General features: G+C 42.8%; 21 protein-coding genes and 1 tRNA gene. 14 read left to right on the forward strand and 8 right to left on the reverse strand.

Annotated features, from left to right (window positions below):
- The first annotated feature begins 37 nt into the window (after positions 1 to 37).
- The 4 genes from F1644_RS11615 to F1644_RS11630 all read left to right on the forward strand — a co-directional run bounded on the left by F1644_RS11615 (position 38) and on the right by F1644_RS11630 (position 1,935).
- Entirely contained in the window at positions 38 to 160 is a 123-nt protein-coding gene (locus tag F1644_RS11615; protein ID WP_262889265.1) for a hypothetical protein, read from the forward strand.
- 3 nt (positions 161 to 163) lie between these two features.
- A complete protein-coding gene (locus tag F1644_RS11620) occupies positions 164 to 727 on the forward strand; it encodes a phosphotransferase (protein WP_147344469.1) in 564 nt (187 codons plus the stop codon).
- 561 nt (positions 728 to 1,288) lie between these two features.
- A complete protein-coding gene (locus F1644_RS11625) occupies positions 1,289 to 1,477 on the forward strand; it encodes a type II toxin-antitoxin system HicA family toxin (RefSeq protein ID WP_118304682.1) in 189 nt (62 codons plus the stop codon).
- Positions 1,478 to 1,530: 53 nt separating this feature from the next.
- Positions 1,531 to 1,935, forward strand: coding sequence for a type II toxin-antitoxin system HicB family antitoxin (locus F1644_RS11630; protein WP_118304573.1), 405 nt, complete (start codon positions 1,531 to 1,533; stop codon positions 1,933 to 1,935).
- A 69-nt stretch (positions 1,936 to 2,004) separates the two neighbouring features.
- Here F1644_RS11630 and F1644_RS11635 read toward each other — a convergent pair whose 3' ends face one another.
- Together F1644_RS11635 and F1644_RS11640 are read right to left on the reverse strand one after the other, a co-directional pair.
- Positions 2,005 to 3,219 (reverse strand): tyrosine-type recombinase/integrase, encoded by a 1,215-nt coding sequence (locus F1644_RS11635; protein WP_118304574.1) that lies wholly within the window; start codon positions 3,217 to 3,219, stop codon positions 2,005 to 2,007.
- 133 nt (positions 3,220 to 3,352) lie between these two features.
- Positions 3,353 to 3,428 (reverse strand) — tRNA-Pro (locus F1644_RS11640).
- 92 nt (positions 3,429 to 3,520) lie between these two features.
- On the opposite strand from F1644_RS11640, the gene rbfA reads away from it, so the two are divergent.
- The 9 genes from rbfA (at position 3,521) to F1644_RS11685 (ending at position 11,623) form a co-directional block, all read left to right on the forward strand.
- Positions 3,521 to 3,859 (forward strand): 30S ribosome-binding factor RbfA, encoded by a 339-nt coding sequence (gene rbfA / locus F1644_RS11645; RefSeq protein ID WP_087419095.1) that lies wholly within the window; start codon positions 3,521 to 3,523, stop codon positions 3,857 to 3,859.
- Between the two features lie 12 nt (positions 3,860 to 3,871).
- Complete coding sequence (locus F1644_RS11650) at positions 3,872 to 5,080, forward strand: ABC transporter permease (protein ID WP_118304575.1); 1,209 nt, start codon at positions 3,872 to 3,874, stop codon at positions 5,078 to 5,080.
- A gap of 14 nt (positions 5,081 to 5,094) precedes the next feature.
- Complete coding sequence (locus F1644_RS11655) at positions 5,095 to 5,919, forward strand: peptidylprolyl isomerase (protein WP_118304576.1); 825 nt, start codon at positions 5,095 to 5,097, stop codon at positions 5,917 to 5,919.
- Position 5,920: 1 nt separating this feature from the next.
- Complete coding sequence (locus tag F1644_RS11660; RefSeq protein ID WP_118304577.1) at positions 5,921 to 6,346, forward strand: VanZ family protein; 426 nt, start codon at positions 5,921 to 5,923, stop codon at positions 6,344 to 6,346.
- A gap of 52 nt (positions 6,347 to 6,398) precedes the next feature.
- Positions 6,399 to 7,340, forward strand: coding sequence for an aldo/keto reductase (locus tag F1644_RS11665; protein WP_118304578.1), 942 nt, complete (start codon positions 6,399 to 6,401; stop codon positions 7,338 to 7,340).
- A gap of 74 nt (positions 7,341 to 7,414) precedes the next feature.
- Positions 7,415 to 8,437, forward strand: a complete 1,023-nt coding sequence (gene pheS, locus F1644_RS11670; RefSeq protein WP_027201321.1) for a phenylalanine--tRNA ligase subunit alpha — start codon at positions 7,415 to 7,417, stop codon at positions 8,435 to 8,437.
- A gap of 77 nt (positions 8,438 to 8,514) precedes the next feature.
- Complete coding sequence (locus F1644_RS11675; protein WP_118304579.1) at positions 8,515 to 9,381, forward strand: N-acetylmuramoyl-L-alanine amidase-like domain-containing protein; 867 nt, start codon at positions 8,515 to 8,517, stop codon at positions 9,379 to 9,381.
- 110 nt (positions 9,382 to 9,491) lie between these two features.
- Complete coding sequence (locus F1644_RS11680) at positions 9,492 to 10,088, forward strand: penicillin-binding protein activator LpoB (protein WP_087419101.1); 597 nt, start codon at positions 9,492 to 9,494, stop codon at positions 10,086 to 10,088.
- Between the two features lie 65 nt (positions 10,089 to 10,153).
- Positions 10,154 to 11,623, forward strand: coding sequence for a COG3014 family protein (locus F1644_RS11685; protein ID WP_118304580.1), 1,470 nt, complete (start codon positions 10,154 to 10,156; stop codon positions 11,621 to 11,623).
- A gap of 61 nt (positions 11,624 to 11,684) precedes the next feature.
- On the opposite strand, the gene F1644_RS11690 is transcribed toward F1644_RS11685, so the two are convergent.
- On the reverse strand, positions 11,685 to 13,058 hold the full coding sequence (locus tag F1644_RS11690) for a dipeptidase (RefSeq protein ID WP_118304581.1): 1,374 nt from the start codon (positions 13,056 to 13,058) through the stop codon (positions 11,685 to 11,687).
- Between the two features lie 337 nt (positions 13,059 to 13,395).
- Here F1644_RS11690 and F1644_RS11695 point away from each other — a divergent pair, with 337 nt between their 5' ends.
- Complete coding sequence (locus tag F1644_RS11695; RefSeq protein ID WP_027201316.1) at positions 13,396 to 14,334, forward strand: ribose-phosphate pyrophosphokinase; 939 nt, start codon at positions 13,396 to 13,398, stop codon at positions 14,332 to 14,334.
- Positions 14,335 to 14,475: 141 nt separating this feature from the next.
- On the opposite strand, the gene F1644_RS11700 is transcribed toward F1644_RS11695, so the two are convergent.
- From F1644_RS11700 to F1644_RS11720, 5 genes are all read right to left on the reverse strand, one after another.
- A complete protein-coding gene (locus F1644_RS11700; RefSeq protein WP_118304582.1) occupies positions 14,476 to 14,769 on the reverse strand; it encodes a nucleotidyltransferase family protein in 294 nt (97 codons plus the stop codon).
- A gap of 113 nt (positions 14,770 to 14,882) precedes the next feature.
- Positions 14,883 to 15,488, reverse strand: coding sequence for a zeta toxin family protein (locus F1644_RS11705; RefSeq protein WP_118304583.1), 606 nt, complete (start codon positions 15,486 to 15,488; stop codon positions 14,883 to 14,885).
- Complete coding sequence (locus F1644_RS11710) at positions 15,481 to 15,735, reverse strand: hypothetical protein (protein WP_118304584.1); 255 nt, start codon at positions 15,733 to 15,735, stop codon at positions 15,481 to 15,483. Before F1644_RS11710 ends, F1644_RS11705 begins: the two co-directional genes overlap by 8 nt.
- A gap of 133 nt (positions 15,736 to 15,868) precedes the next feature.
- Complete coding sequence (locus F1644_RS11715; RefSeq protein ID WP_118304585.1) at positions 15,869 to 16,510, reverse strand: DUF6266 family protein; 642 nt, start codon at positions 16,508 to 16,510, stop codon at positions 15,869 to 15,871.
- A 30-nt stretch (positions 16,511 to 16,540) separates the two neighbouring features.
- Positions 16,541 to 17,164, reverse strand: a complete 624-nt coding sequence (locus F1644_RS11720) for a hypothetical protein (protein ID WP_118304586.1) — start codon at positions 17,162 to 17,164, stop codon at positions 16,541 to 16,543.
- Position 17,165: the final 1 nt, after the last annotated feature.

The raw sequence follows: 17,165 nt of genomic DNA on the forward strand, positions 1-17,165 counted from the left end.
GAAGGTTCTGAAGCCTTTTCCCGAAGATAAAGAGCAAGTGAATGACTTGTACCAAAAGGCGTTAAAAGAATTGGTACGTTTCCAAGTGCTTGGACATGAGGGATTGGATTATTCATGTTGTTTGCAGCGTCAGGCTTTTGACGAGCGCTACATTCGGTGAGACTTGAATTACTTTAAATATTGTTTCCTGCGATTAGCAGGAATTGACACGGACGAGAATAAGTTAGAGAACGATTTCGATCGGTTAGTAGGTAGAATATTGCGCACAAACATGAATTATTTTATGTTCCGAGATTTTCAACCAAGGAATATTATAATTCAGGATGGAGAGGTATATTTCATCAATTACCAGAAAGGCTGTCGGGGACCGTTACAATACGATGTAGCCTCGTTACTGTATGATATAATGGTACAAATTCCGAATGAACAAAAAGAAGAGTTGCTTGAATATTATATCGAAGAACTTGGTCACTATGCCCCGGGGGAAGTTACCGGATTCCGGGAATTGTACTATCCCATCGTATTAGTGCGTTTATTGCAAATGATGGGAACTTTGGGATTACGAGGTTTGCATGGATTAGAGCATCGTTTCTCTACACCAATTATCCCGGGATTACAGGAGATTCTATATCTTTTCAAAAATGGAAAATTGGGAGAAGATTATCCTGAGCTTCAACGTGTAATAAATATGGCTTTTTACACATACTTTGAACCTTTACCTTTTTGAAATAACGAATAAGATCAATTAAAGTCGTTCTACCCTCGTGAAAAAAATTACTTTTTTCAGTCATGAAATTGCGAGATCCTTACGGGAATTGCCTGTAATAAAGTCACAATCTTAGAATCATTATAAATTAGCACCTCAATACGGTTTATTTTTAATTAATCACGTAAATATCAAGCTATTGACACCTATCAAAACGGGAAATTCCCGTTTTGACAGCAACTTAACCCCAGAGCCCCGCCCTATCCAGCAACGCAACTTTTCGCCTCGTGGCGTAGGAAATATGAAGGGAGGGAGAGGTCTTTAACACGTCATCACATACCGCCAATAGTCCTATATGCCAAATACATGTGATTCCTTTATAATTTAAATATAGTCCTTGATTGCAAAAAGATTCATGCAATCGAGGTAGGTCAGTAGGTCATGAAAAATAACGCAATCCACATGATAAATTAATTTCATTTTATAGCCACGATAAAAAAAGGAACAATTTTGTTCCAAAATATTTTGAAACAAGGAACATATTTGTTACATTTGTATTGTTCAATTATAACGCTCTTTGATATGAAGTTTTCGGAGTTTTACAAGCTGATCGAAGCCGCAGGGTGGACACTCAGCAAAGGGAAAAAACATTACAAGTATGTTCATCCCGACTACGAGTACTCTATTCCAGTTGGACGCCATCCATCGAAAGAAATTCCCAAGGGAACTTTAAACGAGATGATGAAACAAGCTGGAATCAAGAAGAAGTAGCAAGTACCACCCCCCGGGGTGGTACATAATTGAACGAATTAAAATTATAAACTATGGGAAAAATTATCGCTATTATCGAGAAATCAGAAGACGGGGGCTACGGGATACACACCCCTAGCGTGAATGGATTGTTTGGTTATGGCCTAACAGAAGATGAAGCGAAAGAGAGTCTTCAAGAGGCATTGGATAGCCAACTTGAATATTTCGATGAAACCGGCAAAGAAATCCCGGAACCTTTAACGGGAGAGATCACGTTTGAATACAAATATGATCTATCGGCTTTTTTCAAAAGTTTCCCGTTTATCAACGTCTCGGCCTTTGCCAAGGAAGTTGGGATTAACCCCTCTCTCATGCGCAAGTATAAAGAGAGATTAGCCTTCGCTGGAGACAAACAAAAGGTTATTATACAAAATAGATTTAATGATATAATAAAGAAACTGAGTACCGTACAGTTTTAAAAAGAGCTTTTAATTGAACACCTGTACATACTTGAAAAAACCCGTGACAATCTGGCCACGGGTTCTTTTTTACAAGTTATCAAGATCCGGAAACTTATCCCTGATTTCCCGGGAAATTGTTCCCACCTTGTTTTTCGTGTATATCTCCGTGACTTGAACCGAACTATGACCGTTCTGGTCCCGCAGCGCGTACATACTTATATTATTATCTAACGCCAACGAGTTCCCGGTATGTTTCCAGGAGTACAACTTGTACTCGCTGGGCATGTTCAAGATTTCCCGGAACGAGTTAAAACGATTCTTCAGGTTATTCTTTCCCAAACACTCGGGCCCCGGCTTGTACCCCTTACCAAAAACGTAAAAATCCCGGTTACACTTGTGCAAGTTATAGACCTCCCGGATCTTGATCAGGAAATGATCGGGAATTGTCGCAAATCTGTCCCGGTTAGTTTTTGAACGGAAGCGGTCCACGTTGATCAAACCACGGGCGAAATCAATATCCCGGATCTTCAACAAACGCAATTCTTTACCTGGTCGAAGGAAACAATACGTCTCGAACTCTATCGCCATCCACAACTGCGGATCCCTTCGGCTGATCAAATCTCTAAATTTTTGGATATCAAACTCCGCAACCGGGCGTGGAGCTTCATCTTTATCATAGCCTTGGGGAATATTATAAACAGGGTTTTTCATGACTCTCCCCACCTCCACCACGTAATCGAACACGTTACTAATATTTTGTTTAAAACAACGAATCGTTTTATCTGCCAATTTCTTCTTACCAATAAGATGTTCCGAAAAAAATTTCAACACAACGCTATTCGTCACCGCTGAAATATCAACTTCACCGTAATTAGCCTCTATCCACTCCGAGAATATACGCAACTTCGATCGATATGTCCCTAAAGTCCCATCACTAGCTTTCGTTAGCGTTTCAAGATACTTGTTAGAATAAAACCTGAAGCTCGTGTTTGAAGCCCGCATCTCCCCGTAGATTTCAACAATATTTTTATATCGCAGTTGATCTGCATAAATAATCTTGGAATCATCTTTAAAAGGCGTCCAACCTTCCTTCAATTTTTTAGAAATCTCTCCGATTATTTCCTCGCTTTTAGCGTATCTTCGCTCAGGATTTTTAAACTTATTTATGCCTTTATAAGTTTTAAAGCGTTCCATCCTATTAGTTCGTGGATCTCTAACAGAATAATACACGAACCAATTTTTAGTTATATCCCCCGCACAATCATTAAGTTGTGGTAAAATTATCATTTTTATCCGTTCCATGACTTTTGTCTTTTTTAACGCCCCCCGACGTAAAAGATTCCATCATTTCACGACCAATGTCTATTTTTGTCTACTTTTCGCAGGCTATGTCTATTTTTACAACAAACGCTCTGAATATCAGAGCGTTTGTTTTTGGTCGAGATGACTGGACTTGAACCAGCGGCCTCCACGTCCCGAACGTGGCGCGCTACCAACTGCGCTACATCTCGTTTCCGTTTTGCGAGGGCAAAGATAATAAAAGTATCAATTATAATCACTATATTTGTAAAAAATTTTATTGTATAAAATATTTTTCTTCAGAATGGACTCAATTAGACAAAATAAGGTTGGCCGCTTAATCCAACGAGACCTAAGCGAAATGTTTCAGAAAGAGTGTAAAGAATTCACCGCAGGTGCCATGTTATCCGTTACTGCAGTGCGAGTTAGTCCGGATATGTCATACGCCAGAGTTTACCTCAGTATCTTCCCTTCGAACCTGACGGAAAAGGTACTGGAGAGCTTGGCAGAAAAAAACAAAAGCATCCGTTTTATCCTCGGAAAAAAGATCGGCAAACAGACACGAATCATTCCGGAGCTTAAATTTTTCGTGGATGACAGCCTCGATTACATCGACAAAATCGATTCCCTGTTGAAACAATAGCCCGTATCCACGATGAATCTGTCGATATTCATTGCACGGAGATACCTGTTTTCAAAAAAGAAACAGAATGCCATAAACATCATTTCCATCATTAGCATGGTCGGTGTAGCGATTGGCACTACGGCTCTTATTGTCGTACTCTCCGTGTTCAACGGAATCGACACGCTCCTCACGGAAGCAACGGACAGCTTCACCCCGGATCTCACGATTTCCCCGACAAAAGGAAAATTCATCACGAAAGACTCCATTTTGATCGACCAACTGACCCAAATGCCGGAAGTCGCCTCCTGTGATCCCGTCGTGGAAGAAAATTCCCTCGTGAAATTCGGGGATAAATTAATCCCGGTGGTCGTGAAGGGGGTAGACTCGACTTATGCCGAACACGTGAATATACTCCCTTCCATTGTTAGTGGCATCTACTCGCTCGAAAAGGACGGTAAACCTGCCGTCGTCATGGGCTATGGCATCGCGGCTGCCTTAAAAATCAGATTAGGAACGCTTTCTCCCGTCACGTTCTATTACCCGGATCGAAAAGCGTCTTCCGCATCAAGCTCGGCACTAAACAGCCAGCAAATATACCCGCTCGGGATATTTTCCGCACAACAAGACATTGACGGTAAATACGTGATCACCGGAATAGAAACAGCAAGGGAGTTGTTCGGGGTTCCGGGACAAATCTCCAAAATAGAGATAAAATTAAAAGACCCCAATCAGATAGAATCATTAAAAGAAAAACTATCCGTCCAAATACAACCGACATACAAAGTCGAGAATAAATATGACTTGAACCGTTCCTTTTATGCCATGATGAAATCGGAAAAACTGGCCGTCTTCCTGATCTTGTTATTTATCCTGTTAATCGCCTCCTTCAATATCATCGGTTCCGTATCGATGCTAATTATTGACAAAAAAGAAGACATCGGGATTTATCAAGCTCTAGGGATGACCAAAGAAAAAATAATCTCGATTTTCAAGCTGGAAGGCAACCTGATTACCGGATTCGGGGCATTGATCGGTCTGGCATTAGGGACCATATTATGCCTGCTACAAGAATACTACGGGTTCATCACTCTCGGCAACGGGAGCTACATCGTCAGCGCTTACCCGGTGAAAGTCATCGCATCGGATATTCTGATTATCATGATCACGGTGATTGCCATCGGTTACCTAGCCTCGCATTTCCCGGTAAAATACCTCGTGAACAAAATCGTCAAATCATAAATAAGGATCACGCTATGTATAAACTTTTAACGCTCTCACTTTTATCCCTAACGCTCACCCTACTCCCCTTGACCTCGAAAAGTCAGGAGAAAGAGCCTGTTGTTTTAATCGAAACAAATATGGGAAACTTAAAAGCAAAACTATACAACGATACACCCTTGCACCGGGATAACTTTATCCGGTTGGCAAAATCCGGCCACTATAACGGGACATTATTCTATCGTGTTGTTAAAAATTTCGTGGTACAGGGAGGCTCTTCCGACAGTCGAAATGCTATTGCCGGACAAGCTATCGGCTACGGTAAAGGGGTCACGATTGACGCAGAGATCAAACCACACCATTATCACAAAAAAGGAGCCCTAGCCGCTCCCCGCCAACCGGACCGGGTAAATGTTTTCAAAGAATCGGATATCGCCCAATTCTATTTCGTGATCGGTAAAAAATACACGCCGGAAGAACTGGACAAAATCGAGAAATCAATAAACAACCCGATTAAAAAAGCCATCCAGAAGAAATATTATACCCCCGAAAAAAAAGCCATTCTTGACACTTTGAGGGCGCAAAAGAAAGTACCTGAGTTCCGGGCTATCGCGGAAAAGATCAAATCGGACATCAATTTCGAATGGGAAAACAACACGGACAAGCTCTACATGGATGATGAAAAAAGAAAGGCATACACCACGATAGGCGGGGTCCACCATTTGGATAAAGAGTACACGGTTTTCGGAGAACTGATCGAAGGTTTCGAGGTTCTGGATAAAATTGCCGCTCTTCCCACGGACAGGCAGGACCGCCCGTTCAAAGACGTCAGAATAATCAGTGTAAAAATAATAGAATAACATGATTCCACGCAAATACTCTTTATTATGGAGGAATATCATCTGGGCAGGAGTAATCTTTTTCTTATGCGCTATTCCATCCGACTCGATCCCTGATCCGAAATTAAATATCCCCCACCTTGACAAGGTGGTACATTTCGGAATGTTCTTTATCATGTCGATATTCCTGTGCAGCGAACTCCGCTATCAGACTCGATTGTCTCTACAAAAAATCTACCTGATCGCCATCGGGTTCAGTTTCATCTACGGGGGACTTATCGAAGTCCTGCAATTCAAATATTTCAACCGGGGCGGAGACTGGTGGGATCTGTTTGCCGACGTTCTCGGGGGAGTGGCTGGTTGCCTGCTATATCCCACGGCGAAAAAACAGAAAGACAAGCTTGTTGATTATCTATACAAGAAACTAAAAAGCCGGAAAGAAGTATAACCACCCCGGGGGAAATCTCGTTCACTAAAATGGAATATAAAGATTCATAAATATGAAAACAATTACATTTAGAAACGGGGACCCCATGCCCCTCTTCGGGTTAGGAACCTATCAATCCAAGGCAAACGAACTACACGACGCCATCATTAGCGCGCTGAAAGACGGGTACAGGCTGATTGACTGTGCCGCCTATTATAAAAATGAAGAAATCATCGGGGCTGCCCTGCAAGAAACATTCACGTCCGGACTCGTGAAACGGGAAAAACTTTTCATCACGTCCAAATTATGGAATAATAACCACGCCCCGGAACACGTGGAAGAAGCTCTTCGAAAGACGTTGCACGATCTCCGGCTGGACTACTTGGACCTGTACCTGATTCACTGGCCGATAGCGCTGAAACATGACATCGAATACCCGCGACAAGCATCCGATTTACTTTCCCTCGAAGAATGTCCCCTCACGGAGACTTGGAAAGCGATGGAACAAATGCAAGCAAAAGGGCTGTGCAGGCATATCGGGGTTTCGAATTTCAGCATCCCGAAATTGAAAGAACTGATCGCCGTGGCGAAAAACAAGCCCGAAATGAACCAGGTAGAAATGCATCCTTACTTGCAACAAAATGAATTATTCCGATTCTGTCAGTCCGAGGGAATTTACTTGACGGCTTATTCCCCTCTCGGACGTAATTTGCCCATCAAAAACAAGCCCGGGCTGACCAATGAACCGATTATTACCGATTTGGCAAAAAAATATAATTGCACTCCGGCACAAGTTATCATTGCTTGGGGAGTACAACGAGGGATCGTAATTATCCCAAAATCAGTTCACCCGGAGCGAATCAAAGAAAACATTAAATCACTGGACATCAACATTTCGCCAGAGGATATGACCAAAATTGCCACCCTCAACTCACACACCCGAATGACCGACGGCTCGGCTTGGATTTTCCCCGACGGACCGTATACGATGAAAAATATTTGGGATGAAAAATGAAGTTCTCAAAAGAGTTGAAATGTATGAGACTTTTTTATTAACTTTGTCCACCAAAGATTTCAAATTTTGAGAAGATGTTAGACAAGATTAAACAACTCAGTGCTGAAATAGCCGGTTTCCAGGCGAAAAGCCTAGAAGAAGTAGAACAGTTCAGGATCAAGCATTTAAGCAAGAAAGGAACGATCGCTGCTCTCTTTGATGATTTTAAAACCGTTCCCGCGGATCAGAAAAAAGCCATGGGACAGGAATTAAATGAATTGAAGAACACGGCTCTGGCAAAAATCAACGAGTTGAAAGAGTTACTTTCTAATGCGGAAGAAGATTTAAGCGGTATTGACTTGACGATGCCGGGAGATCCTTTAAAACTAGGAACCCGTCACCCGTTAGCTATCGTGAAAAACGAGATTCTGGCCATCTTCAATAAACTTGGATTCACTATTTCCGAGGGACCGGAAATCGAGGACGACTGGCATAACTTCTCCGCATTGAACTTCCCGGAAGAACACCCGGCACGTGATATGCAGGATACGTTCTTTATCAGTAAGAACCCGGACATCGTGCTACACACGCATACCTCATCCGTGCAAGTACGAGACATGGAGGCTCATCGTCCCCCTATTCGGCTAGTTACTCCCGGAAGAGTGTTCCGTAACGAGGCTATCTCGGCCCGGGCACATTGTATCTTCCACCAAATCGAAGCTCTTTACATCGACGAGAACGTCTCCTTCGCCGACTTAAAGCAAACCTTGACCTATTTCGCGAAAGAACTATTCGGACCGGACACGCAAATTCGTCTTCGTCCGTCATACTTCCCCTTCACGGAACCATCGGCAGAAATGGACGTATCGTGTACACTATGTCACGGAAAAGGTTGCAATGTTTGTAAAGGAACCGGATGGTTGGAAATCCTCGGGTGTGGAATGGTTGACCCCAATGTTTTGGAATTAAATGGTATAGACAAGGAAAAATATACTGGGTTCGCACTCGGTATGGGTATCGAGCGTATCACCATGCTAAAATACGGCATTAAGGATATACGCCTCTTTTTCGAAAACGACATCCGTTTCCTTGAACAGTTTTCGGCCGCAGGCAAATAATATATAAACACAACACAAGAGAGATGAGGATGTCGGTCACACGACTCCTCATTTTTTATTCTCAAACACCGGTTGCTATGAAGAATTTAGTCCTTCTATTCCTGATCACCTTTTCATTCGGGGCTTTCGCTTACTCTCCCGCTGATTCCGTGTACCGGAAAGATCAAACTTTGCTAAAACATTTCTTTGAATACGCCAATAAAAAGGAAATAGCCAAACTCCCGATCAACGAGAAAGTTGTCGCCATCGGACGCTATTTTCTCGAAACGCCTTACGTGGGAGGGACATTGGACATCAATCCCCAAGAGAAGCTGGTTGTCAACCTGCGAGAATTTGACTGCGTGACTTTCGTCGATAATGTCATCGCCCTGGCACGCCTAGATAAATACGAAGAACAAAGTATTCCCCAATTCCAAAAGAATTTACAAGAGATTCGGTACCGGAACGGGAAGATAGCAGACTACACGTCACGCCTGCATTACTCTTCCGACTGGCTATACGAGATGACCTGCCTGAACCTTCTGGAAGACATCACGAAAGAAAAAGGAGGTATCCCTTTCCCCAACAAAGTATCTTTCATCTCCCAAAACTGGAAAAAGTACCCGGCTCTAATACAGGATTCCACCCTCATTACAAAAATAATTGATATTGAAAAGACTATTAACGGCAGGGCATATTACTATATCCCGAAAGAAAAAGTACTCCCTTTCGCGGGACAAATCAAAACCGGGGATATTATACTGATCACCACGAAGAAAAAAGGACTCGACACGGCTCACGTGGGCATTGCCATTGAAAATGAGGGACAAATATACCTGCTCCACGCCTCGGTTTCCGACAAAAAAGTGTCCGTCACGACAGAAACACTCCCCGATTACTTACAACGAATCACGTCACATTCCGGCATAATGATCGGTCGTCTCATCAATTTTAAATCTAATTAACATCCATAAAACTGCGCAATACGTATATTTGGTAGAATTATTGTTATAAACTTTTACAAGAACACAAAATGTGATCGTGGAAATTGAATAGAAACCTAAAACAACGGAATATGAGAAGAATATTTATCGGAACACTTGTTGTGTTAACCATTGCTTTAATTAACGGATGTGCTAACCGGAAAATCACACGGGTAGACCCGAATGAAACCATCGACCTTAGCGGACGTTGGAATGATAGTGACTCACGGCTTGTTTCCGAAGAAATGATCGGAGACCTGCTTACTTCAGCCTGGATTCCAAGATACTTGAAAGCAAACGACAAACGCCCCGTGGTGGTTGTCGGCCTCGTGGAGAACAAAAGTCATGAGCATATCAACTCGGAAACCTTTATTAAGGACGTAGAAAAAGCAATTATCCGGGATGGTAACATCCGTTTGGTTGTTGCCGGAGAGAAGCGGAATGAGCTTCGAAAAGAAAGAGCCGAGCAACAAGATTACGCGTCACCGGAAACCACCAAAAAGTGGGGAAAAGAACTGGGTGCCGATTTCATCTTGCAAGGGACAATCAACAGCATCGTTGACTCGTACAAAAAACAAAAAGTCGTGACTTACCAGATCGACCTGCAACTCACGAACATCGAGACCAACGAGGTTGTCTGGATGGGTGACAAGAAGATCAAAAAACAAATCAGCGACCGGGTTCTTTAATCAGTTTGTAAAGTTTATAAGGTTTATAAAGTAACTTCCCCAAAAGTTTAAGATTTTAAAAAGAAATGATAAATATTCATTATCCATACTTTAAAAGAAATAAAATCGGGATTCATAAACCTTATGGACCTTATAAACTTTATAAACCTTATAAACTCCTAGGACTTCTTCTCGTTTTTCTTTTCTCCGGATGCGCCACTTGGTACCAGCGAACGGCAGATTTCCAAGCAGCCGTCAACACGGGAAATTTCGAGAAAGCAAACAAACTCCTAGATAAAGATAAAAAACAAGCCACGGGTAAAAACCGTATCCTCTATTATCTCAACAAAGGATACGTGGAATTCATGCTCGGCAATCCCACCAACAGCAATCAATACTTCGAGACCGCCGAGAACTTGATTGACGAGTATCACAGTAATGTCGGGGCTGAAGCCGCGGCATTGGTGACCAACCCGGAAGCCCGTCCCTACCGACCAGAAGATTTCGAGGTCATCATGATTAACTTCTACAAGGCCTTGAACTACATCGACCTGAATGACATGGAAGGCGCCCTGGTCGAGGTTCGCAAAATCAATATCAAACTCAACCAGCTAAACGACAAGTATCCCGATAATAAAAATCGCTATCAACGAGATGCTTTTGCCCATCTGCTAATGGGCTTGATCTACGATGCCACGGGGGACGACAACAACGCTTTTATAGCCTACCGAAATGCCTACGAGGTCTATCAATCCGACTACATCAAGAACTTCGGAGTGAAAGCCCCGGAGCAATTGAAACAGGACTTGATGCGTACCGCTTATAACTGTGGCTTCATGACGGAATTAAAACAATACGAGAAAGAGTTCAACACGACATACGCCCACACCCCGACACCCGCGGACGGGCAACTCGTGTTTTTCTGGCTAAACGGCATGGGTCCGGTAAAGGCAGAATGGAGCATCAATTTTATCAAACAAAAAAGAGGAGACGGAGCGATTGTATTCCACAACGAATCCCTCGGGCTTACCTTCCCTTTCTTCTTCGGTTCGGGATACAGTGACGACGAAAAACAAAGCATTGCCGATCTGCAAACCCTGCGTGTTGCATTCCCCAAATACATGGAACGTCCCCCGCTTTATGCCACGGGAACTCTCGTGACGGACAATCACTCGTACCCGCTAGAACTTGCCGAAAACATCAATGAAATTGCATTCAAAACCTTACGGGACCGAATGGTACGGGAATTTTCAAATTCTCTTCTTCGGGTTGCAGCCAAAAAAGGATTGGAATATTCTGCCCGTAAGCAAAACGAATGGCTAGGCTTTGCCGTCGGTATCGCTAACAGCCTCACTGAAAAAGCCGATACCCGCAACTGGCAAACACTACCTTACTCGATTTCCTACACCCGACTGCCCTTATCAGCCGGAACTAATACTCTAACACTTCGTCTAAATGCCCGAAACGGCTCCCAGCACACCGAACAATTCTCCATCGAAGGCGGAGGACGTAAAACCCGTTTTCACGTCTTCCAAACAATGGATTCCAGACAATAATAAAACACCCCTCACCTTACGAGCGTAAAATGAGGGGAGTCTAAATTATTGACTACAAAATTTATTTCTTCATGATCTCTCCGAAATACTTGTAGAATAATGGAATTGTCGTTATTCCGTTAAAGAATTGCTCCAACGGGTAATTCTCGTTCGGAGAGTGGATCGCATCGGAACCCAAACCAAAGCCCATCAGTACGGACTTGATTCCTAGCACTTCCTCGAAAGTGGCAATAATTGGAATACTACCACCGGAACGAACCGGAACGGGTTGTTTTCCATACACTTCCTCGTATGCTTTCTCGGCAGCCTTGTAAGCCGGGAGATCAATCGGACACACGTAAGAAGGTCCGCCATGCAGGTAATCCACTTTCACCTTCACGTAATCCGGAGCAATAGACTCGAAATATTCCTTGAACAATTTCGCAATCTTCTCGTGTTTCTGGTTCGGAACCAAACGGCAGCTAATCTTGGCGTATGCTTTAGAAGGCAATACGGTCTTGGCACCTTCGCCCGTGTAACCACCCCAGATTCCACAAACATCGAATGTCGGACGAATGCCCGTACGTTCATTAGTCGTGAATCCCTCTTCGCCTTTCACCTCTTTAATATCTAAAGACTTCTTGTAATTTTCTAAATTGAAAGGAGCCTTGGCCATCTTCGCACGTTCCTCGGCAGTTACTTCCAACACGTCATCATAGAAACCGGGGATCGTGATATGTCCCTTCTCGTCTTGCATATCGGCAATCAACTTACACAACACGTTAATCGGATTTGCCACCGCTCCCCCGAAAATACCGGAATGCAAATCAGCGTTCGGACCGGTAACTTCAACCTGCCAGTAAGCCAAACCTCTCAATCCCGTGGTAATTGAAGGAATATCACGGCCAATCATACTGGTATCGGAAACCAAAATCACATCAGCTTTCAACATATCCTTATGATCCCGGCAGAACTTGGGAAGACTCGGGGAACCGATTTCCTCTTCTCCCTCGATCATGAACTTCACGTTACAGTTCAATTTCCCGGATTTCATTAAATATTCAAACGCTTTCGCGTGCATGAAAGCCTGTCCTTTATCATCGTCAGCCCCGCGAGCCCAGATTTTGCCATCTTTAATAACCGGCTCAAAAGGTTTCGTGTTCCACAACTCGATCGGGTCAACCGGCATCACATCCATATGCCCGTACACCAACACCGTAGGAAGAGCCGGATCAATGATCTTCTCCCCGTAAGCAACCGGATTACCCTCTGTTTCATACACTTCTGCCCGGTCAGCTCCGGCAGCTAACATGATTTTCGTCCATTGTTCGGCACAACGATACATATCTGGCTTATGCTCAGACAATGAAGAGATTGAAGGAATGCGAATCAACTCGAATAACTCGTTCAGGAAACGTTCCTTGTTCTCTTCCACGTACTTTTTGATTTCTTCCATCTATTTGAAAATATATTAATTAATAAAATAAACATACTGCACATAATTACAAGTTGCGAGTTTACAGGTTACAAGTTAAGAAAACCAATCTTATCATTGAACAGCAAGCTAGTCAACTTGTAACCTACGGACCTGTAACTTGAAACTGTTTCAACAACATCTTTGTTGGAACAAATATAACATTTTCGAGCGAAGAGATCAAACGGTTCGTGTAAAAAACACAACGATTACAACTTGTAACCTGCAAACCTGCAACTTGTAACTGTTCCACCAAATTCCTTTGGTGGAACAAAATAATTTCATACTTTTGCCAAGTGTTTCAACTAATGAATTAGATATGTCAAATCTTCCCGAAATTAAAGTTTTCGCCGGAGAGAATAGTCAATATATTGCAGAAAGTATTGCTAGTTCTCTAGGGCTGGAACTCGGTAAAAAAACGTTTACGAGATTTAGTGACGGAGAATTCGTCACCTCATTCGACGAAACGGTGAGAGGCGAACACGTGTTTATCGTGCAATCAACCTTCCCGCCCAGTGATAACCTCATGGAATTACTCTTGATGATCGATGCCGCCAAAAGAGCATCTGCCTACAAGGTAATCGCCGTAATCCCCTATTTCGGGTTCGCGCGTCAAGACCGGAAAGATAAACCGCGTGTCGCCATCGGGGCAAAACTAGTGGCTAATATGCTACAAGCAGCCGGAGTCGACCGAATTATCACCATGGATTTACACGCTGACCAAATTCAAGGATTCTTCGATGTTCCCGTGGATCATCTATACGGTTCTACCGTGTTGATTCCTTACATCAAATCTTTAGGATTACGTGATTTTGCCATTGCCTCCCCTGACATCGGTGGGGCCAAGAGAGCAAATTCCTGGGCAAAATACTTCGATTCAGGGTTGATCATCTGCCACAAAACCCGTATCCGGGCAAATGAAGTTGCCGACATGAAAGTGATCGGGGATGTCGAGGGCAAAAATATCATCGTTGTTGACGACATGATTGATACGGCCGGAACAATTTGCAAAGCAGCCGATATGCTTATCGACAATGGTGCTGCCAGCGTACGTGCCGTGGCCACCCATGCAGTTCTTTCCGGTAAGGCATACGAAAATATCGAGAAATCAAAACTGACGGAAGTAATCTTCACCGATTCCATTCCCCAGAAACAACCTTGCTCAAAAATTAAAGTATTACCGATCGCTCCCATGTTTGCCGACACGATCCGCAACATCTACGAGCATAAATCGATCAGTGATCACTTCCTCATGTAATTCATTTTTCATGATATAAAAAATGGCACCCGAAACCGAGTGCCATTTTTCTTTAATATTTTATCTCCTTCAATATACCACGAATGGTAACCAACATATCGGGAAGTTTTGTCTTGACAAGAGTCTATCAAAATTTCTTCTTTAAGCATAAATTCCTTCTTCTATAATAGAACGTTTCAATAATTCATTCATATTATCCCTCAAGCGAACAACATCGACAGGACAACCGAAAAGTTGCTGTAACTCGTCCTTGATATGTACTAAACTGAACAAATCAGGAGAGGAAAGCTCGACATAAACATCTACATCACTCCCTTCTTGCTGTTCTCCACGAGCCACGGAACCAAAGATTCCGATGCGAGAAATTCCATATCGAATCGCAGATTGTAATTTATATGCCTGTAATAACTGCAAATATTCCTTTGTCGTTTTCATGATCGTTGCAACCAAAATATTTATTACAAATATAGTCAATTCAAAAGACAGAAACAATTCTAATTTGAAAGATCTGCCACTTCTCTGGCATTTTTTGGCCACATGGCCAAATCTCAAAAATCACTACTATAAATAGGTGATGCCCATTCTGGAATCATTTCTACATACTGTTTTACAAGTCGTCCTTTAGCTAACCGAAATAATAGCATTGCCTCTTTATTCTCTATAGAGTTATCGTAGATATAAGTTCTATCAACCAATTTAGAAACTAAACAACAATTAGATATCGATTTTTGATACCTTGAAATGATTTTTGAAATAGGAACATCATGTCCTCCTTCCATTACCCGACCTGCAATTCGTGCTGCATTAATTGTAGGCGATACGGTACAAACAAAAAATAAACGAACAAAAAAACCTGCTTCTATAGCTCTACAGATATAATCGATTTTATCTTCAACAGAAAGAACTGTTTCAAAAATAAGACTCTTACGCTCCATTAAACAAACTTCCCTTAATTCTTCACAAAACTTCACGGCTTTCATTATCGCATCCTTAGAATTCCAATCTCCAAACTTTTCTTGAGCAATAATATCCGGATTTATATAAATAGAATCCTCCATCCATTCATGATGAAGAATCTTTGACGTAACAGAGGTTTTACCAGAACCATTAGGACCAGCTATTACAATAAGCACCGGTTTATGAAAATCATTCATTACTAAAACTTATATTATATTCTTTCCCCCATTTTGCCTGTTGCTTACGGATATACTCTCTTATTTCCTGAAAAAACTTTTTATGCGCTTCTTCCGATTTACGTTTTGCTTCTTCAGCAACTTCTTTCATCAAAGTAGTAAGCATTTCATCAGTTGGTTCTTCCAAACTGGTTAAACGATAAGAATTCATCTCTTTTTCAGACATAACCAAAATATTTATTACAAATATAGTCAATTCAAAAGACATAAGCAATTCTAATTTGAAAGATCAGAAACATCAAGCCAACATTTTACAACTTACATGCCGGCCCTCTTCTCCAATCTTCTCCCCTCGTCCGGCATGTAAAATCACCATCTCACCAATCTAAAGTTTTCCCATTTCAACCATTAATGGTTAACCGTTTACTATTCGACGCTTTCCTCTTATCTTTCGACAACATGAAAGTATACATCTCCAGATTCTCTTTTACCCATCCATTATCCAAGCTAATCGTCGTCACGCCATTCTCTTGACGATTCCGGCAAGGTTCCACGATCATTTGGTTTCCCGTTTTCTCGTAAACCACCACGTACAACACGTCCGTCGGGTTAGCCACCACCGACCAGCGACTTTGCGCCTCCTGGGTAATCGTTATCATATCCTGATCCTCGTTCAACGACACGGTCAGCGTTCCATCCTGCAGGCTCCCCTCGGCACACACGATCTTCTCGTAGTCAATCGTGGGGTTATACTCCTCGTCAACCGTAACGGCCTTCATATTCGCTTTCACGAAGGCATTATAAAACGTACTTCCCGCTTTTCTTCCCGGAAAACCGAGTTCTGCCGCCGGGGCAAAATACAGCGAAGCCACCTGCAATGCTTTCATCTTCGCTCGTTGCGTCAACTGCCCCGGAGTTCTGGGATTACGCATCGTACTTCTCTTTCCCCTGGCAATACTATACCCGTTTGCCCCCGCGTACATCGTAATATTTGCCACTGATTTTCTCACTTCTCCCAATACAAATGATTTAAATAAAGCCATAATCTTAAAATTTAAAATGAAACATATAAATTACAATACTAAATGCACGTTTTCTGAAAAATCACACCTGTTTCCTGAACCAAAGAAACAATACAAGTGAATCCTCTTTCCCCGCTCTTCCGTGAGTTCTATCTCCGCGCTCTCATCCCGACGAACACTCCCGATCGCCTCGGGTGTCACAATCCGAAACCTCATGTCTTCCATCATCACCACGCACCACAACTCGTCCCCTAAACGCTCTTCACGTACCACGTATTCATTCTTCCACGTCAGGCGAACCTTATCGCCCTCCCGGCATCCCTGTAACTCACTCGGTAAAAACAAGTTCCCGGCACTGAAATGCACGAGATCATACAGCAACCCCTCCCCGTTAAACGCCCGCATATTAGCCTGCAGGAAAAGATTATATCCCGAGCGACGCTCCACCACTCCCAACATCTGCCAGATCCGGGCCAACCATGTCTGCCGGATCACCCCGTAAAAAGTCGCCGTCTTCCTCATCCTCTCCCGGTAATACAATTGCAACTCCGAACGACAATCCTTCACCTCTCCCGGGGCAGCTCTTGCGTAAAGATGATCCCCCACCTGATAGTAAATAACACGTCCCATCCGTCCCGACAAACGATTAAACAAATTTGAATAACAACAAGCCATA

The organism is Butyricimonas paravirosa (assembly GCF_032878955.1).
GTDB classification, from domain to species: Bacteria; Bacteroidota; Bacteroidia; order Bacteroidales; family Marinifilaceae; genus Butyricimonas; species Butyricimonas paravirosa.